Raw genomic sequence first — 21,550 nt, forward strand, 5'->3', positions numbered from 1 at the left:
GCGTCAGGCCGGGACAGTCAGCGGAAACCGCACGCCGGTCAGTTCCTCGGAGACCGTCCACAAGCGACGCGCGGTCTCGAGATCGCGTGCTTTCGCCGACCGGCCGACGAGTTTCGGCGCGCCGCGGTTCTGCAGGAAGCCGCGCGGGCCCGCGTAGCTGTTGCCGGGAATGTCGGCCAGCGCGGCGTAAAGCGTCGGCCGGGCGCCTTGCTCGGGGGTTTGCGCGATCAGGCGAGTGCCGAATTTCGCGATGGAGGAAAGCACCGGCGTCTCGACTTTCAGCAGGTTCGTCGCCGCCACGCCCGGATGCGCGGCGGTCGCGAGCACCGGCGAACCGGCTTCGGCCAGGCGGCGCTGGAGTTCGGCGGTGAACAGCAGGTTCGCGAGTTTCGACTGTCCGTAGGCCGCCGTCGCCCGGTACGGCCTCCGTTCCCAGTTCAGGTCGGCGAAATCGATCGAGCCCACCCGGTGGCCGTTCGACGAAACCGTCACCACGCGGCCGCGGATCTGGCGCAGCAGCAGATTCGTGAGCGCGAAATGGCCGAGATGATTGGTCCCGAACTGGGATTCGAAGCCGTCCGCGGTGCGCGACAGCGGCGGGATCATGATCCCGGCGTTGTTGATCAGCAGGTCGATCGGCTCGGCGAACTCCGCGGCGAACGCGCGGACCGAGGCCAGCTCGGCGAGGTCGAGCTGCCGGACTTCGACGTCGCCGGGCAGTTGACCGGCGACCTCGCGACCGCTGCGCGGATTCCGCACCGCGAGCACGACCCGTGCGCCCTTGGCGGCCAGCGCCGCCGCCGTCGCCCGGCCCAATCCGCTGTTCGCACCGGTGATCACGGCGGTGCGGCCGGTCTGGTTTTCCGGAAGAAGGTCCATGCCCCCAAAGTAGGCACCGACAACAATGTTGTCAACGGAAACATACTGCTAGACTGGCCGGGTGCCCGACCAGTCCGACGACCGCCCCTACCACCACGGCAGCCTCCGCACCGCCTTGCTCGACGCGGCCGAACGCGGGTTGCGCGCGCACGGGGCCGATCAACTGTCGCTGCGCGACCTGGCCAGAGAGATCGGCGTCAGTCACGCCGCGCCGCGCCGGCACTTCCCGGATCGGCAGGCGTTGCTCGACGCCCTCGCCGAAGCCGGTTTCGCCCGCCTGGACAGCGCGTTGCGCACGGCGTTGAAGACTGCCGACGACTTCCCGGGCCGCGTACGCGCCGCGGCAACCGCGTACACCCGCTTCGCCACCGAGAACTCGGCACTGCTGGAACTGATGTACACCAGCAAGCATCGCCCTGGCGCGTCGCGGATCGTGCAGGCCGCCGAAGCGCCGTTCTCGCTGATGAACGACCTGATCGTCGAAGGGCAGCAGCAAGGCGCGTTGCAGGACGGGCCGCCGCAGCGGATCGGGGTCGTGCTGTTCGCGACGCTGCAAGGAATCGCGACGCTCGGCAACGGCGACCTCGTTCCGCCGGAATTGCTCGACGGGCTCGTGGACACCGCCGTCGAACAGTTCCTGCACGGCGCTCGTCCGTAACGAAACCGGCGGGCCGGGCGAATGCGGCGGACAATTGGATACCGTGGTCGGCATGGCTGACCAACGACCGCTCGGCTTGCGAGAACGCAAGAAGCTCGACACGCGCAAAGCGCTGAGCGACGCCGCCGTGGCGCTGATGTACGAGAGAGGTCCAGACAACGTCGTCCGCGAGGACATCGCGGAACGGGCCGGGGTGTCGCTCCGGACGTTCAGCAACTACTTCGCCACGAAATACGACGCGGTCGCCTACCGGCAGGAGCACCGGATCCGGCTCAGCGCGGAACTGCTGCGGAAACGCCCGGCGGACGAACCGCTCTGGACCGCGCTCGCCGAAGCGCTCATCGAACCGCTGCGCGCCGACGGAGTGCCGTACGGGCAGCCAGCGTCCGACCAGCTCAGCGCGGTGCAGGCGTGGAGCGCGACGCCGGAGATGCGCACCGCGCTGGCCCGCGTGGAGACCGGCGACCTGGTCAAGGCGATCGCCGAACGCACCGGCACGCAGGTCGGCGACCTGTACCCGCAGCTGGTGTCCGACGTGGCGATCGCGGCGATGACCACAGTGCTGAACCGGTTTCTCGACGAGAGCCTGGAGAAAACGGTTCCGGCGACGCTGCGCGACGTGTTCGCGCGGATTTCCCGGGGGTTGCCGCCCCAGTGATCAGCGCCGCGAAGCCGCGGGCAGCGAATTCTCCCTGCCGTGCGCGGCGAACTCGGCCCGCAGCGCCTCCCGATCCTCCTCGGTGAGCAGCCGGTACGGACTGGCCCGGCTCGGCGCGTACCACACCCGGCCGCCTTCCCAGCCCTGTGCGCGCAACGGCGCCTTGTCCACCTTGCCGCTGCCGGTCACCGGGGCCTCGTCGATGATCCGGACGAACGTGGGCCGCCATTTCGTGCCGAGATCCGGTTGCGCGGCAAGGAATCCGGCGAACTCGGCCGGATCGAACGCGGCATCCTCGGCGAGAATCACCGACGCCATGAGCAGGTCCCCGGTCCGCGGATCGGGCACGCCGTAGCAGTGCGCCGCAGCGAACGCCGGGTACCGGCCGAGGATCCGCTCGACCGCGACCGTGCCGAAGTTCTCGCCGTCCACGCGGAGCCAGTCCGCCGCCCGGCCCGCGAAGTACAGGTAGCCGTCGCGGTCGCGGTAGCCCAGGTCGCCGGTCCAGAAGTCTTCGCCGCCGAATTTCAGCCGTTCGGCCATCGCGGCGGGGTTGCGGTAGTAGCCCTCGAACGTTTTCCCCCGGCCGACCGCGACGATCTCGCCGGTCGCTTCCTCGCCGTTCAGCAGCAGGCCGTTCCCGTCGAATTCCGCGAGCGGGCATTCCCGGTTGTCCTGGTCGCGGATCTCCGCGCGCATTCCGGGCGCGGGACGGCCCAGCGCGTTCGGCGGCGCGTCCGGGTCCGCCACGATGCGGATTCCGCCCTCGCTGGACCCGTATCCTTCCCGCACTTCGCAGCCGAACCGGCGGCGGAATTCGGCGGATTCTCCCGGCGCGGCTTCCGATCCGAAGGCCACTTCCAGCCGGTTGTCGGCGTCGGACGGTTGTTCCGGCTGCGCGACGACGTAGCTCAGCACCCGGCCGACGTAGTTGAAGTAGGTCACGCCGTGCGCGCGCAGGTCCGGGACGAACTGCGACGCGGAGAACTTCCGCACCAGCACGATCGTCGCGCCGACCTTCGCCGCCGCGGCGAGGTTCATCATGATGGCGTGCCCGTGGAACATCGGCAGGCACAGGTAGGTGACCGAATCGCGGTGCAGCGAGACGCGTTCGGCCAGCGCGTCGGTCAACCGGCCGAGGCGGCCGTTGCCGCAGATCACCGCCTTGGGCGTGCCGGTCGACCCGGAACTGAACAGCAGCAGGAAGATCGCGGCCGGGTCCGGGAGCCACGCGGGCAGGTCCGCGCCCGCGTGCTCGGCCAGCAAGCTTTGGTACTCCGCCGACTCCACGTCGAGGATCCGGCGGACGGTCGGCAGGTCGAGGCTCGCCGCTTCGTCGCGGTAGAGCGGTTCGGTGAGCAGCACGTCGACGTCGGTGTGGCTGATGTCCGCCGCCAGCTCCGCACCGCGCCGGGTGGAGTTGACGCCGACCAGGACGTCCCCGGTCACCGCGGCGGCCAGGATCCAGAACACGAAGTCCGGCAGGTTCTGCAGCAGCACCCCGACGTGCCGCTGCGTCCGGCCGGGCCCCGGCTCGAAGGTGCGCAGCAACGACGCCCGGACGGCGGCCTCGTCGACGACTTCCGCCCACGTCCAGCTTCGCCCCTCGAACCGCAACCCCTCGTGCGCGTCCCCGCGCCGGGACCGGACGACTTCCGCGAACGTCTCCATCAGCGGTCCGCCGCGAGGACGATCGCCGAGTGCGGCACCGGCGAACCGCCGGTGACGAGCACGTGCTCCAGCGACTTCGCCGGCTGGTTCACCGAGCTGCCGCGAATCAGCCGGACGCCCTCGGCGATTCCGTTGACCCCGTGGAGGTAGCCCTCCCCCAGCTGGCCGCCATGGGTGTTGACCGGCAGCCGCCCGCCGAGTTCGAGCGCGCCGCCGGCGATGAAGTCCTTTGCTTCGCCGCGACCGCAGAACCCGTATTCTTCCAGTTGCAGCAACACCATCGGCGTGAACGCGTCGTACAGAATCGCCGCGTCGATGCCGTCCGGCCCCATCCCCGACTGGGCCCACAACTGCTCGGCGACCAGCTGCACCTCGGGCATCTCGTCGATGTCGGCACGGTAATAGCTGCTCATCGAAATCTGTTGCGGCCCCACGCCTTGCGCTGCCCCGGCGATCACCGCGGGCGGATGCGGCAGGTCGCGAGCCCGCTCCGCGCTCACGATCACCAGCGCCTGTCCCCCGTCGCTTTCCTGGCAGCAATCCAGCAACCGCAACGGATCGGCGATCATCCGCGACGCCTGATGGTCTTCGAGCGTGATCGGCCGTTCGTGGAACCAGGCCTTCGGGTTCACCGCCGCGTGTGTGCGCGAAAGCACCGAAACGCGGCCGAAGTCCTCGCTCGTCGCCCCGTATTTGTGCATGTACCGCCGCGCCAGAAAGGCTTCTTGCTGCGCGGGAGTGAGCAGGCCGTACGGGTTGATCCAGTTCCGGTATTCCTGGTCGGTGTTCGCGGTGTAAGCGAACGGCGGCGGCCCGGCCCCGAACCGGTGGCCAGAACGTTCGTTGAACGCCCGGTACACCACGACGACGTCCGCGACGCCAGAGCTGACCGCGAGCGCCGCCTGCTGCACCGGCGCGCACGCCCCGCCGCCGCCGTGCGGAATACGGCTGAAGAACTTGAGCCGCGGAATCCCCAACGCCCGCGCGACCGCGATCTCCGGGTTGGTTTCCATGGTGAACAATGCGAATCCGTCGACTTCTTCGACCGGAATCCGCGCGTCGGCAAGAGCGGCGAGGACGCATTCGCAGGCGAGCTGCCATTCGCTGCGCCCGGAATTCTTGCTGAACTCAGTCGCGCCGATCCCGGCGATCGCGGCCCGCCGCGCGAACCCGCTCATGCCGCCACCTCTTCACGGAGTCGCACGCCGGCCGACCGGAAGGCGCCGGCATGAATAACCATGATTCGCTTGCGAGCTGCGCTCATGCCGCCACCGTCACTCGAGCCGACACGTGCACGCCGCGTTCGTGGCTTCCGGCGACCTTGATCGTCACCGCGTCCTCGGTCGCTTCGATGACTTCGCCGGCGAAAGTGAGCGTGTCCCCGGGAAACAACGGCAGCCCGAGCCGCAGCGACACCTTGCGGATCCGCGTCGCCGGGCCGCAGACGTCGGTGAGGTAGCGGTCGATGAACCCGTTGGTGGCGTTGATGCTGATGAAAATGTCCGGCATTCCCCGTTCGGCCGCCTTGCCGGGGTCGTGGTGCACGTCCTCGAAATCCTGCGACGCGATCGCGGTGGCGACGATCGTGGTCCGGTCGAACGGGATCGCCAGCTCCGGCAGGCGGTCCCCGAGAGCCAGGGTCATCGGGTGTGCTCCTTCGGGTCGCGCGGCCGCAGCTGCGGGAGGATTTCGCCGTGCGCGTGCTCGCTGAAGCCGACCCGCAGCGGCAGACCGATCTCGAGCCGGTCGTGGTCGATCCCGGCGATGTCCGCGACCAGCCGGACGCCCTCCTCCAGATCGGCCAGGCCGACCGCGAGCGGGTAGTCGAACGCGGGATCCTTCGGGTGATACAGCACCGTCCAGCTGTGCAATACCGCGCGTCCGCTGGCGACGACCGTGTCCCACGCGAAGCTCCGGCACACCGGACACGCCGGGCCGGGCGGATGCCGGAGCGTCTGACAGCCGGTGCAGCGCTGGATTTCCAGGCGTCCTTCGCGAGCGGCGGCGAAGAAGAACTGGTTGTCCTGGGTGATCGTGAGCCGCGGGACCGCGGTGTGCTCGCCCATCACTCGCTCCGTTCGGCCGGGCGGAACCGCAGGATCCGGAAACGTTCGTCGACCAGCAGTTCGCCGGCCTCGTCCACGTAATGCTTGCGCAGCGTCACGAAATGCCCGTAGCCGAGCGCGGTGCGCTTGCACCCCGACACGGCCTCGATGGTGAAATGGCAGGTCACGTGCGTGCCCGGGGTGATCTCGCGGACGTACTCCTGTTCGACGTCGGTGGCCACCACCGAGGTGTAGCCGGCGGCGTCGAGCACGTTCATCAGCCGCGAGTACGCGAAATCCTCCACCGCGCCCTCGCGGCGCAGCTGCTGGATCTCGCGGTAGCGCCGGTACCCGGCCATCACCCAGGTCGAGCACATCGCGGGCGGAGCGACGACGCCGGGGCGGCCGGTCGCCTTCGCCGCGGCGTCGTCGACATACACCGGATTGCGGTCGTCGAGCGCCTCGACCCAGTTGCGGATCATCGCCTCGTTCACCGCGTACCGGGCCACCCGCGGCGGCTCGGCCTGCTGGCCGGTGAACTCGGCGAAGTCCGTCCGGAGACCGGTCATCACCCCTCCTTGAGCAAGCGTTTGGCAGGACGTTAGGAGCGTGCGGGAAAGCGGGCAAGCGACAGTCCCGGTGGGCGGGCGGCTCGTGCGTGTCTATGCCGGTCAGCACCGGCGCCGCCACTCACGAGCCCTTACTCCCACCGCACCAGCCGCCGGACCACCTTCCCGGTCGCGTTGCGCGGCAACGGGTCCCGGGTCAAGAACCAGGCCGTCGGAACCTTGTACCGGGCCAACCTTTCGCCGAGATACTCGCGCAGCTCATCAGCGTCCACTTCAGACTCCGCACGAACCACTATCTTCGCCGCGACGATCTGCCCGTAATCCGGATCCGGCAGACCCGCGACAATGCATTCGGCGACCCCGGGATGTCCGGCGAGCTGTTCCTCCACCTCCGCCGGGTAGATGTTCTCCGCCCCGCGCAGGATCAGGTCGCTGCGCCTGCTCAGCACGAACAGCGCGCCGTCGCGCAGCTGGCCGAGGTCGCCGGTCCGGAACCAGCCGTCGTCGGTGAACGCGGCGGCGGTCGCGGCCGGGTCGTTGAAGTAGCCGAGCATCACCTGCGGGCCGCGGAGGTGGATCTCCCCGTCGGTGCCGTCCGGGACCGGACGGCCTTCGGTGTCGCGGATCTGCACTTCCATGTTCGGCACCGGCCGTCCCGCGGTGTCCGGGTCGGCGAGGAGTTCGGCGGGGGTCGCGAGGGTGGCCGCGGTGGACGATTCGGTCAGACCGTAGTTCGTGCTCAGCGAAGCGGCCGCACCGGGCAGCGCGTCCCGCAGCTGGTCTTTCAGTTCGGCGGTCGACGGCGCGCTGCTGACCGAGACGGTCTTGAGCGTGCTGAGGTCGTAGCCGGAGAGATCGGCTTCGACCAGGCGGGACAGCATCGTCGGGACCGCGCCCCAGTTGGTGATCCGTTCGGCCTGCACGAGGTCCAGCACCCGGTGGATGTCGAATTTCCCCTGGTACAGCACGGCGGTGTCGCCCACCGCGAGCCGCACGACGGCGAGGTTGTGCAGGGCGGCGATGTGGAACAACGGGGTGGCCAGCAGGAATCGGCGGTCCCGTGCCGGACGGCCGAATTCCGCCGCCAACGCGTCGTTGAACAGGTGGAACCAGACCGCGGCGAGCACGTTGCGGTGCGAGTGCGTCGCGCCCTTCGGATGGCCGGAAGTGCCGCTGGTGAAGAGGATGACGGCGGGGTCGTCCTCGTCGACCGGCTCAGGTTTCAGCGCGGTGCCTTCGTGCCGGCCAAGGAGTTCCCGGTACTGCGGGCTGCCTAATTCCAGCACCGGATACTGGTCCGCGACCAGCGGTGTCCGGGACGCGTCGGTCAGCACGACTTTCGGCGTGGTCAGGTCGAGGCCATGCGCGACCTCCGGCGCGGCCCACATCGAGTTCATCCCGACCGCGATCGCGCCGAGCGACACCGCGGCCCAGAATCCGACTATCCACTCCGGACAGTTCGCCGCGCACAACGCGACCCGGTCCCCTCGGCCGACCCCGTATTCGGTCCGCAGCACCGAGGCGAGCGCCGAAACCTGGTCGTAGTGCCGGGCAAAGGTGAGCCGGCTGTGCACAGTGACCAGATACTCGCGGTCGCCGAACTCGCGCGAGGCCTCCAGCAATTCGGTCAGGCGCCGATGCCGCCGCGCGAACACCCTCGCCGGACGGCCCGCGACCGGCTCCGGCCGGATCTCGAACCTCGCGCCCGGCGCGGTCAGCCGCGCGATGATGTCGTCCCGATCGGTCATCGGTCGCCTCCCGTTGTGATCATCGGATCGTCAGCTGCCCGCCGTCGACGTTCCAGCACTGCCCGGTCACCCAGCCCGCCTCGGCGCTGGCCAGGAACACCGCGGCCGCCGCGATGTCGGCCGGCTCGCCAACCCGCCGCAACGGCACTTGCGCGCGAACGTACTCGGCCCAGGAAGCCGGATCCACGTCGTCCAGCCTGCTCGTGCCGACCACCCCGGGGCACAGCGCGTTCACCCGGATTCCGTGTTCTCCCAGCTCTTTCGCCGTCGAGGAGGTCAACGACTGCAGCGCGGCTTTCGACGCGGAATAGGCCGCCGAGCCCGCTCCGGACAGCTTCCCGCCGATCGAGGAGATGTTCACGAAAACCCCGCCGTCGCCCTGCTCGACCATCCTTCGCCCGAACGCGCGCGTCATCAGGAACGGCCCGCGCAGGTTGACCGCGAGGACCCGGTCCCAGGTTTTAACGTCGAGGTCCAGCACCGGCAGGCGATCGGGCCCGCGCGCGGCCGCGGCGTTGTTGACGACGATATCCACGCGGCCGAACGCGTCGAAAACGGTCGCCAGCAGGCGGTCGACCTGCACCGGGTCAGCGACGTCGCTCACCACCGGCAAGGCCTGGCCGCCGAACTCGCGAATCTCGTCCGCGACGGACTCGATGTCCCGCCAGCCCGCGGCCTGCTCTTCCGGCGGGAATTTCTCGCGCGGGCGGCCGCTGCCGGTCAGCGCGACCGCGCAGCCGGCCTTCGCCAGCTCGACCGCGATCGCCCGGCCGATCGACCGCATCCGGCCCGCCCCGGTCACCACCGCGACTTTGCCGTCGAACCCGCTCAGCGGATACATCTCAGAGCCGCTCGACGATCGCCGCCGTGGCCTGCGCCCCGCCGGCGCAGATCGCCACCAGGCCGAGCGTCTGGTCGCGGCGCTCCAGTTCGTCGACGATCTCCGCGAGCAGCCGGATTCCGGTCGCGCCGACCGGATGCCCGATCGCGATCGCGCCGCCGTTGACGTTGAGCCGGTCCTCGCCGACCCCGAGGGTGCGGGCGAATGACAGCGGCACCGCCGCGAACGCCTCGTTGACCTCGAACAAATCGATGTCCGCGATGGTCATCCCTGCTCGGCCAAGCACGCGTTCGGCCGCGCGGATCGGGCCGTCCAGCAGGTACTTCGGCTCGGCGCCGACGATGGTCTGCGCGACCAGCCTCGCCCGCGGCCGCAGCCCGAAGGTCTGGTCGGCGTCGACCAGCAGCGCGGCCGACGCGCCGTCGGAAATCTGCGACGCGGTGCCCGCGGTGTGCAGGCCGTCTTCCTTGATCGGGGCGAGTCCGGCGAGGGCTTCGGTGCTGGTGTCGCGCAGTCCTTGGTCGCGGTCGAACTGGCCGCCGTCGAGCGGGACCGGCAGGATCGAACGGCCGAACCGGCCCTCGTCCCAGGCACGGCGCGCGCGTTGCTGCGAGCGGAGCCCGAACGCGTCCAGGTCCGCGCGGGCGAGCCCGCGCCGTGCGGCGATCCGGTCGGCCGCCTCGTACTGCGCGGGGAGGTCGGTCTTCCACGACTCCGGACGCGGGCGGCCCGCGTCGCCGAGGTTGCTCAGCAGCGGCACCCGGCTCATCGACTCGACCCCGCACGCCATTCCGGCGTCCACCAGCCCGGCCGCGATCTGCGCGGCGATCAGGTGCACCGCCTGCTGCGCGGACCCGCATTGCGCGTCGATGGTGGTGGTCGCGGTCTCCTCCGGGAGCCCCGCGTGCAGCCAGGCGAACCGGCCGACGTTGTTCGACTGCTCGCCCGCCTGCGTGACGCATCCCGCGACGACGTCGGTGACCAGCGCCGGATCGAGGCCGGTGCGGTCGAGGATCCCGCGCTGCACGTGACCGAGCAGTTCGACCGCGTGGATGCCGGACAACGCGCCGCGCCGCTTGCCGAACGGGGTGCGGACCGCGTCCACAATGACCGGGGTGCCCATCATGCATCTCCTGGAGTCGTGCGGGCCCAGGCGTCGGCGAGGACCGCCGCGTCGCCGCAGGTCGCTTTCAGCCTCAAGTCACTTTCCTGCTGCCACACGGAAATCCTCAATGTCTGGCCGGGGATTACCGGACCCGCGAAGCGCGCTCCCAGTTCACGGAGGCGTGCGGGGCGGCCGTCGAGGAAGTGGTCCACGACGGCTTTGGCGACCAAGCCGTAGGACGCCAGCCCGTGCAGGATCGGTGCTTCGAAGCCTGCCTTGGCCGCGACCTCCGGATCTGCGTGGAGCGGGTTGCGGTCGCCGTTCAACCGGTACAGCAGCGCCTGGTCCGGCGTGGTGGCGACGTCGAGCACGTGCGTCGGATCGCCGTCCGGCAGCTTCGGTCCGGCTGCGGTGCCTGGGTCTCCGCCGAAACCGCCCTCGCCGCGGGCCCAGATCGACATCTTCGACGTCCACAGCGGACCATCGGCGTCCGCGACCTCGTGGGCCAGCACGATAACCGCGGCTTTGCCCTTGTCCTGGATCTCCGCGATCCGCGTGGTTCGTTCCGCCGAGCCGGACGTCGGCAGCCGGTCGCGGTGGAGTGTGACGACCTGTCCGGCGTGCAGCAGCCGGGTCAGGTCGACGTCCACACCGGGCAGCGTCAACCCTTCCGCGGGGCGGTCTCCGGCGGAAATTCCTTGTCCGGCAACGAGCGCGAAGGTCGGAAGGACTTCCAGGTCCCGTTCGTAGCCGTACCGCAGGTCGGTGCCGGAGCCGAGGGAAAGGTGGTACAGCAGCACGTCCCGGGTGGTCCAGGCGAGCTGCTGGGTGCGCGGCGGGGCGTTGAGCGCTTTGTCGACGTCGATGGGCACGGAATCCTCCTAAGCCGGGGCACCGATCGGGGGTGCGGACGGCAACCGGTCCCCGAGTTCGGCGGCGAGTGCGTCGGCGGCGCCGAGGGTGAAGGCGACCTGGCGGCCCCAGAGGAAGTAGCGGTGGATCGGGTAGTCGACGTCCGCGCCGATGCCGCCGTGCAGGTGCTGGGTCGCGTGCACGACCCGCAGTCCTCCGCGCGAGGCCCACCATTTGGCGACCACCGCGGCGATCTCCGCTTCGTCCTCGCGGCCCTCGTCCAGCAGCCAGGCGGCGCGCTGGGTGCAGACGCGGATTGCCTCGGTGTCGAGGTAGGCGTCCGCGGCCCGTACCGCGACAGCTTGATTCGTCGACAACGGACGTCCGAATTGGACTCGTTCCGAGGTGTACTTCGCGGTGGTCGCCAATGCCTCGGCACACACGCCGACGCTGATCGCGGCCAGTGCGACCCGGAGCCTCCGCAGTGTCCATCGCAGAGCTTTGTCGCCGGAAGCCAGGATGTCCTGCGGGGCGGCTACTGCCCCCGTGAAGCTGATGGATGCGTGGCTTTCGCGGCTGGTGACTTCGACGGGCGTCACGGCGAGGTTGACCGTCGGTACCAGTACCAAGTGGACTTCGTCGGCTTCCTTGACCGGCACCAGCACCAGATCGGCTTGCGCGCCAGCGGGCACTGACCCGACCTCGCCGGCGAGTTCGAGCTCGTCGCCGCGCCGGGTGGCGGTCACCGAAACCGTGTCGTCGAACGCGCCGACCAGCAGCGCCGAACCGTCCAGCACGCGCGGCAGGACCCGGTTCCGCTGATCCTCGGAACCGAACTGCGCGACCGGCAGCAATCCGCCCGCGACGACGTTCCACAATGGAACCGGCGCGACGTGCCGTCCCACTTCCTCCAGCAGCACCGCCAGCCCGGTCATCCCCAGCCCGGCCCCGCCGTCCCGTTCGGACAGGCAGATCCCGAGAAGGTCCGCTTCCGCGAGCACTCGCCAGAGGCCGGCGTCGAAACCGCCCTGCTTCTCGACGGCCGCCACCCGCTCGACGGTCGCGCGGTCGGCGAAGATCTTCGCGGCCAGCTCGCGGACCGCGCCAAGGTCGTCGTTGAGGTCGAAATCCATGTCAGCTCCTGGCCTTTTCCGGACGGCGGCGCGCGGACAGCGTCATGCCGAGGGTTTTCGCGGCGACGATCTCGCGCAGCACCTCGTTGGTGCCGCCGCCGAAGGTGTTGTTCTGCGCACGGCGGGCGAGCGTCTCGACCCGTCCGTTCACCGCCGCTCCGGGCGAATCGGGCCGCAGCAGGCCGCGAGCGCCGAGCACTTCCTGAAGCCTGCTGTACGCGGTCACCACCGCTTCGGTGCCGAACACCTTGGCGGCAGCGGAATCCCCGCCGCCGAGGGTGCCTGCCGCGACATCCGCGACCAGCCGCAGGTTGATCAGGTCCGTGGCGCTGAGCAGCGCGTACACCTCGGCCAGCGTGTGCCGGACCCACGGCAGGTCGTACACCGTGCCCGGGCCGAACGGCTCCTCCTGCGCCCACTTGAGGACCGCGTCGTACATCTGGTTCGCGATGCCGCCGCGTGCGGCGAGGGCGACGCGTTCGTGGTTGAGCTGGCTGGTGATGAGCCGCCAGCCGTCGTTCAGCTCGCCGACCACATTGGACAGTGGAATTCGGACGTCCTCATAGTACGTCGCCGAGGTGCTGATCCCGCCCACCGTGTGGATTTCGGTGGCGGAAAAACCTGGCGTGTCAGTCGGCACGAGCACGACGGAGATGCCCCGGTGCGGCGGCGCGTCCGGATCGGTCCGGACCGCCAGCCAGATCCAGTCGGCGAAGACGCCGGCACTGGTGAAGATCTTGTTGCCGTTGACGACGAGCGAGTCGCCGTCGATCTTCGCCCGCGTCTGCAGCGACGCGAGGTCGGTGCCCGCGCCGGGCTCGGTGTAGCCGATGGCGAACATCAGCTCGCCGCGCAGGATCGGGGGCAGGAAGAACTTCTTCTGTTCCTCGGTGCCGTGGTGCATCAACGCGGGCGCGACCGTGTTCAGGGTGACCAGCGACAGCGGGGCTCCCGCGCGCAATACCTCGTCGTAGAACACGAAAAGCGCTTCCGGGTCCTCGCCGCGGCCGCCGTACTCCTCCGGCCAGCCGAGGCCGAGCCAGCCGTCCGCGCCCATCCGGCGCAGCACCCGGTCGAACACCGGGCCGCCCTCGGTCTGTTCGGCCAGCGCGCGGCGGTCGTCCTCGTCGATGATGCGGGCGAAGTACTCGCGCAGCTGCGCGCGGAGCCTTCGCGAACGCTCCGACAGCTCCGGATGCATGCGGTTTCTCCTCAGGATCGGGTCAGCGGGGCAAGCCGAGGACGCGGTGGGCGATGACGTTGAGCTGGATTTCCACGGTGCCGCCGCCGAACAGCACGGCGGGAAGGCCGAGGTGGTCGACGACGTGCCCGTCCTCCGCGCTCGCGGAGCCGGGGCCGAGCAGGGCGATCACCTCGCGCGAGCCCTCCTGCTGGGCGAGCGCGCTGAACACCTTCTGGACGCTGACCTCGGCGCCCAGGTCGAGTCCGGCGAGCCGGGCCAGGACGCTGCGGAGGCCGAGCGCGGCGAGCGTGAGTTCCCGCGACGCGCACCGGCCGAGCGCGGCCAGTGCGTCGGGATCGTCGGGATGGTCGCGGAGCAGCTGGCGGATCCGGTCGGACGAACCATGCGCGAGAGTCGCGCCCATGTTGTGCCGCTCGTTGGCGAGCGTGGTCGTCGCGAGCTTCCAGCCGCTGTTCGGTTCGCCGACCAGATCGCGGTCCGGGACGAACACGTCGTCCAGGAAGACCTCGTTGAACTCCGAGCGTCCAGTGGCCTGTTTGATCGGCCGGACGGTGACGCCCTCCGTGGCCAGATCGACGAGAAAGTACGAGATTCCGCGGTGCTGCGGCGCTTCCGGGTCGGTGCGGGCGAGGCAGACGCCCCAGTGCGCCTCGTGGGCCAGCGAGGTCCAGACCTTCTGCCCGGAGATCCGCCAGCCGCCTTCCGCTTTGGCCGCGCGAGTGGTGAGCGAGGCGAGGTCGGAACCCGCGCCGGGCTCGCTGAACAGCTGACACCAGCGGATTTCCCCGCGCAGCGTCGGCAGCACGAACCGCTCGCGCTGTTCCGGGGAACCGTGGACGAGCAGAGTCGGCAGGACCCATTCGCCGATCACCGTGGTGGGCTGCGGAATTCCGCGGCGCTCGAACTCCTCCGCGATGACGGCCTGTTCGAGCGGCCCCGCGGCCAGGCCGTAGGGCTTCGGGTAGTGCGGGGCGGCGAGACCTGCGTCGGCGAGCGCGCGGGTGGACGGCTCGGTCTGGTCGAGGACGGCGGCGATCTGGCGGCGCAGTTCGAGGCAGTCTCGGGGGCTGGCGATGGTCAGGTCGCGGGTCGTGGTCCGGGCGCGCTCGCCGAGGGTGCGGGCGGCTGATCGGCCGAGGGAACCGGACAGCGCGACGGCGCGACGCCAGTAGAGGTGCGCGTCGTGTTCCCAGGTGAAGCCGATCGCGCCGAGGAGGCGTACGCAGCCGAGGGATGCGTCCACCGCGGCGGGAAGCGCGGCGTGCCTGGCCTGCGCAGCGGAAAGCGCTTGCTGTGCAACGGAATGCTGCTCGGCGCGCGCCGCGTCCCAAGCGGCGGCCGTCGCGATCTCGCGGTGCAGAAGGATGCCCGCCGCTTGATGCTGGACGGCTTGGAACGAACCGATCGGACGGCCGAACTGGACGCGGGTGCGGACGTGGTCGACGGCGCAGTCCAGAGCCCAGCCGCACAACCCCGCCGCCTCCGCGGCCGTGGGGACCGCGAGAGCCAGCTCGGCGCGTTCCGGGTGAAGTTCTACGAGGTTGTCCTGAGATACCAGGAAGTTCTCCAGTGTGAGCCGCGCCGCGGATCTGGTCAGATCAACGGCCTCGACGGGGATCAGCTGCCCGGGCTCTGGTCGGAGCACGAACCAGATCTCTTGTGCGCGGACGACCGCGATCTCCGCGTCCGCGAGCCCGAGCGTCGGGCAACTCGTGCCGTTGACATGCCAGCCGTCCGCAGTGCGGGTCGCGGAGAGACCGTCTAGTACGACAGCTCCGGTCGCACCAGCGGCGAACGCGGACAACGCCTCCGTCGGTTCGGCGGCGGCGAGAACGGCACTGGCCATGACGGTCGGCAGGAACGGTCCCGGCACCAGATGGCGGCCGAACTGCTCCGCCACCACGGCGAGTTCGAGCAGCCCAGCGCCTTGGCCGCCAACGGATTCCGGCAGGTGCAGGGAGTGCCAGCCTTGACCGGTCAGGGCTTTCCAGAGGTCCGGCCGCCCGGGTTCGGCGCGGGTCTCGGCGATCGGCGCGTACCGCGCGGCCCACCCGGCGGCGGAGGCGGCCAGGTCGCGGTGTTCCTCGGACAGGGCGATGGGCATGGGTCAGATCCGTTCGACGAGCACGCAGCTGGTGGCGGCCGCGGCGCAGATCGCGATCATCGCGAGGCTGGCGTCGCGGCGTTCGAGTTCCTCGACGGCCGTCGCGAGCAAGCGGATGCCGGTCGCGCCCGCCGGATGGCCGAGCGCGATTGCGCCGCCGAGGACGTTGAGCTTGTCCTCCGGGACGCCGTGCACTTGCGCGAACGACAGCGGAACGGCCGCGAACGCTTCGTTGACCTCGAACAGATCGATGTCGCCGATGGCGAGCCCGGTGCGGTCGAGCAGTTTCCGCGCCGCGGCGACCGGCCCGTCGAGGAGGTATTCGAGGTCGCCGCCGATGACGCACTGCGCGAGAAGCCGCGCCCTCGGCCGGAGGCCCAGTTCGCCGGCGCGGCCGCGGGACAGGAACAGCGCGGCACTCGCGCCGTCGGAGACCTGGGACGAGGTGCCCGCGGTGTGCAGGCCGTCGGGCACGGTGGTGCGGAGACCGGCGAGCGCTTCCGTCGAGGTCTCGCGGAGGCCCTGGTCGCGAGTGATCCGCCGGCCGTCCGGCATTTCCAGCGGGAGGACTTGCCGGTCGAAAAGCCCAGCGTCCCAAGCCTTCCGCGCGTTGTGCTGGGAACGGAGGCCGAACGCGTCGAGATCCGCCCGGCTCAGCCCGCGCTTCCGGGCGATGCGGTCCGCGGCGGTGTACTGGTCCGGGGTTTCGAGAGACCAATCGGCCGGTCTCGGCGTGCCCGCACCGGTCCCTTGCTTCGGGGTGAGCGGCACGCGCGACATCAACTCGACGCCGCACGCGACGCCCGCGTCGACCGTTCCGTTCGCGATCTGGCCGGTGAGCAGGAAGGACGCCTGCATCGAAGTGCTGCACTGCGCGTCGATCGTGGTGGCTCCGGTCGCCGCCGGGAGCCCGCCGTAAAGCCAGGCGGTGCGGACGACGTGGCCGTACTGCTCGCCCAGCGGCGTGACGCAACCGCCGATCACCTGGTCGACCTCGCCCGGCTCGAGTCCGGCGCGATCGAGGACGCCGCGCTGGACCCGGCTGAGCAACTGGACGGCATGCAGGTCGGAAACCCAGCCGTCGCGCTTGCCGAACGGCGTGCGAACCGCGTCGACGAGTACTGGCGTGGTGTCGTTCAAGCCCGGATCTCCTTGTCGCGGGACAGGCTGGACCGGCCCCGGTAATCGAGCAAGCGTTTGGTTGGAGGTTAGCTCCGGCCCGGTGGGCGGGACAAGCACAGGTACTGGTGAGCGGGAGTGGCCCGGCGCCGCGGCGGGCTCGGCTCGGCCAGCCTCGGCTGCCCGCTGCCGAACGAGCCGCCGCCCCGCTGGCGAGCGAGCAAGGCCTGGCAACCTCGCGCCGCAAGCTCGCCGAATAACCACCACGCAACCCGGTCGCACCACTCCGCGCGCCGGCGGACAAGCTCCGGCCAGCCTGCGATGCCCGCTCCCGAACTGGCCCGGCCCGATCAGCCCACTGCGCAACAAGCACCGCACACACCGCTCCGTCCGCAAAGCCGGCCCGCCCCGCCCCACCCAGCCTGCGCCGTCGCTCCCCCGCCGCGAGCCGCCGATGCCACTCACCGGGAGCAGCCGCCCGCCGGGGCCCCGCCATCGGCACCATGGCGGCATCCCTTCCCGCATTGGAGGCCCCGTGTCCCACCCCAGCACCGCCCTTTCCGGCCGCACCGCCATCGTCACCGGGGCCGGAGCCGGGCTCGGACGGGCCGAAGCGCTCGCGCTCGCCGCGGCGGGGGCGAACGTCGTCGTCAACGATGTGAGCGAGGCCCGGGACAAGGTTGTCGCCGAGATCGAGGCAGGCGGCGGCCAGGCGCTGGCCGTCCCGGGCGACATCGGCGACTGGCACTACGCCGAAGAGCTCGTCGCCGCGGCGACCGAGGGCTTCGGGTCTCTCGACATCGTCGTCAACAACGCCGGCATCACCCGCGACGCGATGCTGTTCAACCTCGGCGAGCAGGACTGGGACGACGTCATCCGCGTCCACCTCAAAGGCCACGCGGCCCTGTCCCGCGCGGCGGCGCGCCATTGGCGGCAGGTCAGCAAAACCGCTGGCGAGCCCGCTTACGGACGGCTGATCAACACGTCGTCGGAGGCATTCCTCCTCGGCGGCGCGGGGCAGCCGAACTACGCGGCGGCGAAGGCGGGGATCGCGGCGCTGACGTTGTCGTGCGCGCGAGGACTGAGCCGCTACGGCGTGCGCGCGAACGCGATCTGCCCCCGTGCCCGGACGGCGATGACCGACGGGATCTTCGCCGCCGGACGCAGTGCGGGCGGGCTGGACATCCTCGCGCCGGAGCGGGTCGCGGCGTTCGTCGCGTACCTCGGGTCCCCGGCGGCGGAGGCGGTGAACGGGCAGGTGTTCGTCGTGTACGGGGACATGGTCGCGCTGCTCGCCCCGCCGACCGTCGAGCACCGGTTCGTGTCCGCTCGAGGAGCGTTCGACCCGGCGGAGCTCGAGCGGACAGTCACACCGTATTTCGCCGGGCGCGACCCGCGGAAAACGTTTGCGGCCAGCGACATCGTGGGGCTCGACGACACCGAGACGTCGTGAGCGGCACTGCCGGTCAGCACCGGCATTGCCGCTCACGAGCTCACCGCACCGCCGCGGCCATCTTCTCCAGCATCGGCCGGACGTCCCGGCGGCGGTAGCCGAGCAGCTCCGTCTCGCGGGCGTCCGGTTCGTAGGAAATCGTCGCGCCGCGGCCGGGGACCAGGACCCGGTCGGGCAGGAACGGGTGCTCCTCGTCGCGTTCTGCCAAGACCCGGCCCGAACCGGAGACGTCGAAGATCAGCTGGAAGTAGTCCCGGAAGCTAAGGTTTTCGTCGCCCACCAGGTACGCCGCACCGGATTCCCCGCGCAGCAGCGCGCCCTCGACCGCTTCGGCCAGGCTCCGCACGGACAGGTAGTTCGTCCCGCCGACCGGTGCGAAGTCCGGCACCTTTCCGATTAGCTCCCCGTCGGCCCAGGCCAGCATTTTCGCGAACTGCCGCGTCGACCGGCCGGGTGCCATGCCGACGATCGACGGCGGGTTCAGCGTGCACACCGTGAACCCGTCCCCGGCGAGGGCGCGCGCTCCTTCGTCGGCGAGGCGGCGCGCGTCGACGTACGGATTCGTTTCCGCGAGATCCGGCCGGACCTGGTGGTAGTAACTGCCGATCTGGACGAAACGTCCGACGCCGGCCCGTTTCGCGCGCGCCGCGATCGCGGTGACGCCGTCGATTTGGTACGTCCGCCAGAATTCCTCGTCGCCCCAGCCGGTGACGTGCCGGATGTCCTGCCCGGCCGCGAAAACGACGGCGTCGAACGGGGCGAGCGCGGCCTCGTCGAAACCGTCGTGGGCGTAGTCGCCGAGCAGCACCGGCAGGCCCGCCGCCAATGAATCGGCGTCGGGTTCGTGTCGCCCGGCGACCGTGACGGCGTGCCCGGAGTCGCTCAGGTGCACGGCGGTGTTCGCGCCGATCATGCCGGTGCCGCCGATGACCAAGACCTTCATGCGCATTCCTCTATCCGAAGTGGACTCGCCCGCCGTCGACCACCGGGCCGCGTTCCGACGTGATCCGCAGGCCGCCGTCGGACCAGCCTTCGACTCGCAGTTCCTCGCCGGGGAACACTGGTGCGGCGAACCGGCCTTCCAGCGACGTCAGGTCCGCCGGATGCGCGCCGACCTGCCGGGCCGCGACCAAAGCGCCCGCGCCGAGGGTGGCCAAACCGTGCAGGATCGGGCGCGGCTGGCCGATTCCGGCCGCTGCCGCGGGGTCGACGTGGATGTGGTGCCGGTCCCCGAGCAACCGGTACAGCAGGGCTTGATTGTCCGCAGTGGACAACGGGACGGTCCAATCCGGACTGTCCAAAGCGGGCGGCCGGCCGGGGCCGCGCTCGCCGCCGAAACCGCCGATGCCGGGACAGAACAACGACCACGTCGCGACGAAGTAGTCCGATTCGACGGCCACGTCATACACCGCCGCGCTGCCCTTGTCCCATACCTCCGGAACCCGGGCCCGCATGGAAATCTCGCCCGCGGGCGGCAATGGCCGCAAAACCCGCAACCGCTGCGAACCGTGCACCGCGTTGCCGACCTCGAACGCGCCGGCCGAGCCGAGGACGTCCGGGGCCCATTGGGCCAGCGTCAGCGCGAACGGCGGCAGCACCCGAAGCCGGTCCTCGAAGACCAAGTCGAGTTCGTCCGGCCGGGCACCGATGGCGAGGGCGTAGAGGATCGGGTCGCGGTCGGTGTAGGCGACGGTGCGTTCGCCGAGGACGCGACCCTTCCAGTCCGCGGGGCTGTTCACTGCGCTCCGTAAACCGGTTCGGGCGCGGGCGCTTCCTTCAGCAGCTCGCGCACGGCCGGGCCGACTTCGCCCGCGGTCCAGCGCCGGTCCAGTTCGCGGGACGGACCGTGACTCCAGCCGTTCTCCACGCAGATCCGGCCGCCCTCGACCTCGATCACGCGGCCGGTGACGTCCGCCGCCTCCTCGCTGGCGAGCCACGCGACGATCGGCGACACGTTGCCCGGGTGCATCGCGTCGAACCCGTCCTCCGGCGCGGCCATCTGCGCCGCGAACGGGCCTTCGGTCATCCGGGTGCGCGCGGCCGGGGCGAGAGCGTTCACCGTGATGCCGTACCGGCCGAGCTCCGCCGCTCCGACCAGCGTCAACGCGGCGATCCCGGCTTTGGCGGCGCTGTAGCTGCCCTGGCCGACGCTGCCCTGGAGACCCGCACCGGAGGTGGTGTTGACGATCCGCGCCGCCCGCGTACGCCCCGCCTTCGCCTCCGCGCGCCAGTAACCCGCGGCGTGGTGCATCAGCGCGAAATGCCCCTTGAGGTGCACCGCGACGACCGCGTCCCACTCCTGCTCGCTGGTGGTCACGATCATCCGGTCGCGCACGAAGCCCGCGTTGTTGACCACGATGTCCAGCCCGCCGAACGCGTCGACCGCCTGCTGGACCAACGCTTCCGTCGCCGCGAAGTCGGCGACATCGGCACCGTTGGCCACCGCTTCGCCGCCCAGCGCGCGGATCGCCTCGACCACTTCGCCCGCCGGACCGTCGGACGCGCCTTCGCCCGCGCCCGACGTGCCGAGGTCGTTGACCACGACGCGTGCGCCCTGCCGGGCCAGCTCCAGCGCGTGCTCGCGGCCGAGCCCGCGGCCTGCCCCGGTCACGATCGCGACCCGGCCCTCCAAAATCCCGCTCACATCATCTCCGTTTCGTCGACCGGCCGGCGAGGCGGTTCCCCGTAAACCAAGCAAGTGTTAGGCTACCAAGCAATCGCTAGGTTAGGAACGCACGTGACGATTTCCACGCAGCTCCACGACAACGGCACCTTCGTGGTCACCATGGACTACCCGCCGGTGAACGCCCTGCCGGTCGCCGGATGGTTCCGCCTCGCCGAAACGGTCCGGCAGGCGGGCGAGGACCCGGCGGTGCACGTCGTCCTGCTCAGGGCCGAGGGACGCGGCTTCAACGCGGGCGTCGACATCAAGGAAATGCAGCGCACCACCGGTTTCGACGCCCTCGTCGGCGCGAACCGCGGCTGCTACCTGGCATTCAAGGCGATCTACGAATGCGCCGTCCCGGTGATCGCCGCGGTGAACGGCTTCTGCCTCGGCGGCGGTGTCGGCCTCGTCGGCAACTGCGACACGATCATCGCCGCCGACGACGCGTACTTCGGCGTCCCCGAGGTAGACCGCGGCGCTTTGGGCGCGGCGACGCACCTCGCCCGCCTGGTCCCCCAGCACCTGATGCGCACGCTGTACTTCACCAGCCGCACCATCGCGGCGAAAGACCTGGTCCAGCACGGCTCGGTACTGGAAACCGTGCCCGCCGCCGACCTGCACGACGCCGCACTCGCGCTGGCCGCCGAGGTAGCGGCGAAGGATCCGCGCGTCATCCGGGCCGCCAAAGCCGCGCTCAACGGCATCGACCCGATCGACGTCAACCGCAGCTACCGTTACGAACAGGGCTACACCTTCGAACTCAACCTCATCGGAGCCGCCGACGAACACCGCGACGCCTTCGTCGCCACCGGCCGCCCGATGAACGACTGACCTCTCGAGGAGACC

22 protein-coding genes are annotated in these 21,550 nt (G+C 70.4%); 5 read left to right on the plus strand and 17 right to left on the minus strand.

Going from position 1 to position 21,550, the window contains the following annotated elements:
• Positions 1 to 3: 3 nt before the first annotated feature.
• A complete protein-coding gene (locus tag L3Q65_RS19255; protein ID WP_182893199.1) occupies positions 4 to 879 on the minus strand; it encodes an oxidoreductase in 876 nt (291 codons plus the stop codon).
• 61 nt (positions 880 to 940) lie between these two features.
• Here L3Q65_RS19255 and L3Q65_RS19260 point away from each other — a divergent pair, with 61 nt between their 5' ends.
• Positions 941 to 1,537 carry a TetR/AcrR family transcriptional regulator gene (locus tag L3Q65_RS19260; RefSeq protein ID WP_237600465.1) on the plus strand — a complete coding sequence of 199 codons (597 nt, stop codon included), beginning with the start codon at positions 941 to 943 and terminating at the stop codon, positions 1,535 to 1,537.
• Between the two features lie 52 nt (positions 1,538 to 1,589).
• Complete coding sequence (locus L3Q65_RS19265; protein WP_182893201.1) at positions 1,590 to 2,195, plus strand: TetR/AcrR family transcriptional regulator; 606 nt, start codon at positions 1,590 to 1,592, stop codon at positions 2,193 to 2,195.
• Here the strand turns inward: L3Q65_RS19265 and L3Q65_RS19270 are convergent, their stop codons facing one another.
• From L3Q65_RS19270 to L3Q65_RS19330, 13 genes are all read right to left on the minus strand, one after another.
• On the minus strand, positions 2,196 to 3,866 hold the full coding sequence (locus L3Q65_RS19270) for an AMP-binding protein (protein WP_237600466.1): 1,671 nt from the start codon (positions 3,864 to 3,866) through the stop codon (positions 2,196 to 2,198).
• A complete protein-coding gene (locus L3Q65_RS19275; RefSeq protein WP_182893203.1) occupies positions 3,866 to 5,044 on the minus strand; it encodes a lipid-transfer protein in 1,179 nt (392 codons plus the stop codon). Before L3Q65_RS19275 ends, L3Q65_RS19270 begins: the two co-directional genes overlap by 1 nt.
• Positions 5,045 to 5,126: 82 nt before the next feature.
• On the minus strand, positions 5,127 to 5,510 hold the full coding sequence (locus tag L3Q65_RS19280; protein ID WP_237600467.1) for a MaoC/PaaZ C-terminal domain-containing protein: 384 nt from the start codon (positions 5,508 to 5,510) through the stop codon (positions 5,127 to 5,129).
• A complete protein-coding gene (locus tag L3Q65_RS19285) occupies positions 5,507 to 5,932 on the minus strand; it encodes a Zn-ribbon domain-containing OB-fold protein (protein WP_182893205.1) in 426 nt (141 codons plus the stop codon). Before L3Q65_RS19285 ends, L3Q65_RS19280 begins: the two co-directional genes overlap by 4 nt.
• Positions 5,932 to 6,480, minus strand: coding sequence for a MaoC family dehydratase N-terminal domain-containing protein (locus tag L3Q65_RS19290; RefSeq protein WP_182893206.1), 549 nt, complete (start codon positions 6,478 to 6,480; stop codon positions 5,932 to 5,934). The genes L3Q65_RS19285 and L3Q65_RS19290 overlap by 1 nt, the downstream gene beginning before the upstream one ends.
• Before the next feature lie 131 nt (positions 6,481 to 6,611).
• On the minus strand, positions 6,612 to 8,228 hold the full coding sequence (locus L3Q65_RS19295) for a class I adenylate-forming enzyme family protein (RefSeq protein ID WP_182893207.1): 1,617 nt from the start codon (positions 8,226 to 8,228) through the stop codon (positions 6,612 to 6,614).
• Positions 8,229 to 8,247: 19 nt separating this feature from the next.
• The gene (locus L3Q65_RS19300) at positions 8,248 to 9,069 is read right to left on the minus strand and encodes an SDR family NAD(P)-dependent oxidoreductase (RefSeq protein WP_237600468.1); all 822 of its coding nucleotides are present in this window, start codon (positions 9,067 to 9,069) and stop codon (positions 8,248 to 8,250) included.
• A 1-nt stretch (position 9,070) separates the two neighbouring features.
• On the minus strand, positions 9,071 to 10,192 hold the full coding sequence (locus tag L3Q65_RS19305) for a steroid 3-ketoacyl-CoA thiolase (protein ID WP_182893209.1): 1,122 nt from the start codon (positions 10,190 to 10,192) through the stop codon (positions 9,071 to 9,073).
• Complete coding sequence (locus tag L3Q65_RS19310; protein WP_182893210.1) at positions 10,192 to 11,046, minus strand: MaoC family dehydratase; 855 nt, start codon at positions 11,044 to 11,046, stop codon at positions 10,192 to 10,194. The genes L3Q65_RS19305 and L3Q65_RS19310 overlap by 1 nt, the downstream gene beginning before the upstream one ends.
• A gap of 9 nt (positions 11,047 to 11,055) precedes the next feature.
• Positions 11,056 to 12,159, minus strand: coding sequence for an acyl-CoA dehydrogenase family protein (locus L3Q65_RS19315; protein ID WP_182893211.1), 1,104 nt, complete (start codon positions 12,157 to 12,159; stop codon positions 11,056 to 11,058).
• A gap of 1 nt (position 12,160) precedes the next feature.
• Positions 12,161 to 13,360, minus strand: coding sequence for an acyl-CoA dehydrogenase family protein (locus tag L3Q65_RS19320; protein ID WP_182893212.1), 1,200 nt, complete (start codon positions 13,358 to 13,360; stop codon positions 12,161 to 12,163).
• Between the two features lie 22 nt (positions 13,361 to 13,382).
• The gene (locus tag L3Q65_RS19325; protein ID WP_237600469.1) at positions 13,383 to 15,467 is read right to left on the minus strand and encodes an acyl-CoA dehydrogenase; all 2,085 of its coding nucleotides are present in this window, start codon (positions 15,465 to 15,467) and stop codon (positions 13,383 to 13,385) included.
• A 3-nt stretch (positions 15,468 to 15,470) separates the two neighbouring features.
• Positions 15,471 to 16,607, minus strand: coding sequence for a steroid 3-ketoacyl-CoA thiolase (locus tag L3Q65_RS19330; protein ID WP_237600470.1), 1,137 nt, complete (start codon positions 16,605 to 16,607; stop codon positions 15,471 to 15,473).
• 107 nt (positions 16,608 to 16,714) lie between these two features.
• Between L3Q65_RS19330 and L3Q65_RS47335 the strand changes: the two genes are divergently transcribed.
• Together L3Q65_RS47335 and L3Q65_RS19335 are read left to right on the plus strand one after the other, a co-directional pair.
• Complete coding sequence (locus L3Q65_RS47335) at positions 16,715 to 16,846, plus strand: hypothetical protein (RefSeq protein ID WP_255751365.1); 132 nt, start codon at positions 16,715 to 16,717, stop codon at positions 16,844 to 16,846.
• A gap of 275 nt (positions 16,847 to 17,121) precedes the next feature.
• Positions 17,122 to 18,039 (plus strand): 3-oxoacyl-ACP reductase, encoded by a 918-nt coding sequence (locus L3Q65_RS19335; RefSeq protein ID WP_237600471.1) that lies wholly within the window; start codon positions 17,122 to 17,124, stop codon positions 18,037 to 18,039.
• Positions 18,040 to 18,079: 40 nt separating this feature from the next.
• Here the strand turns inward: L3Q65_RS19335 and L3Q65_RS19340 are convergent, their stop codons facing one another.
• From L3Q65_RS19340 to L3Q65_RS19350, 3 genes are read right to left on the minus strand one after another with little or no spacing between them, the layout of a single operon-like run.
• Entirely contained in the window at positions 18,080 to 18,982 is a 903-nt protein-coding gene (locus L3Q65_RS19340; RefSeq protein ID WP_237600472.1) for an NAD(P)-dependent oxidoreductase, read from the minus strand.
• 10 nt (positions 18,983 to 18,992) lie between these two features.
• The gene (locus L3Q65_RS19345) at positions 18,993 to 19,778 is read right to left on the minus strand and encodes a MaoC/PaaZ C-terminal domain-containing protein (protein ID WP_182893216.1); all 786 of its coding nucleotides are present in this window, start codon (positions 19,776 to 19,778) and stop codon (positions 18,993 to 18,995) included.
• Positions 19,775 to 20,683, minus strand: coding sequence for an SDR family oxidoreductase (locus L3Q65_RS19350; RefSeq protein WP_237600473.1), 909 nt, complete (start codon positions 20,681 to 20,683; stop codon positions 19,775 to 19,777). The genes L3Q65_RS19345 and L3Q65_RS19350 overlap by 4 nt, the downstream gene beginning before the upstream one ends.
• A 93-nt stretch (positions 20,684 to 20,776) precedes the next feature.
• Between L3Q65_RS19350 and L3Q65_RS19355 the strand changes: the two genes are divergently transcribed.
• Positions 20,777 to 21,535 carry an enoyl-CoA hydratase family protein gene (locus L3Q65_RS19355; RefSeq protein WP_182893218.1) on the plus strand — a complete coding sequence of 253 codons (759 nt, stop codon included), beginning with the start codon at positions 20,777 to 20,779 and terminating at the stop codon, positions 21,533 to 21,535.
• The last annotated feature ends 15 nt before the right edge of the window (positions 21,536 to 21,550 follow it).

Origin of the sequence: Amycolatopsis sp. FU40 (genome assembly GCF_021903635.1) — a bacterium.
Taxonomy (GTDB): Bacteria; Actinomycetota; Actinomycetes; order Mycobacteriales; family Pseudonocardiaceae; genus Amycolatopsis; species Amycolatopsis dendrobii.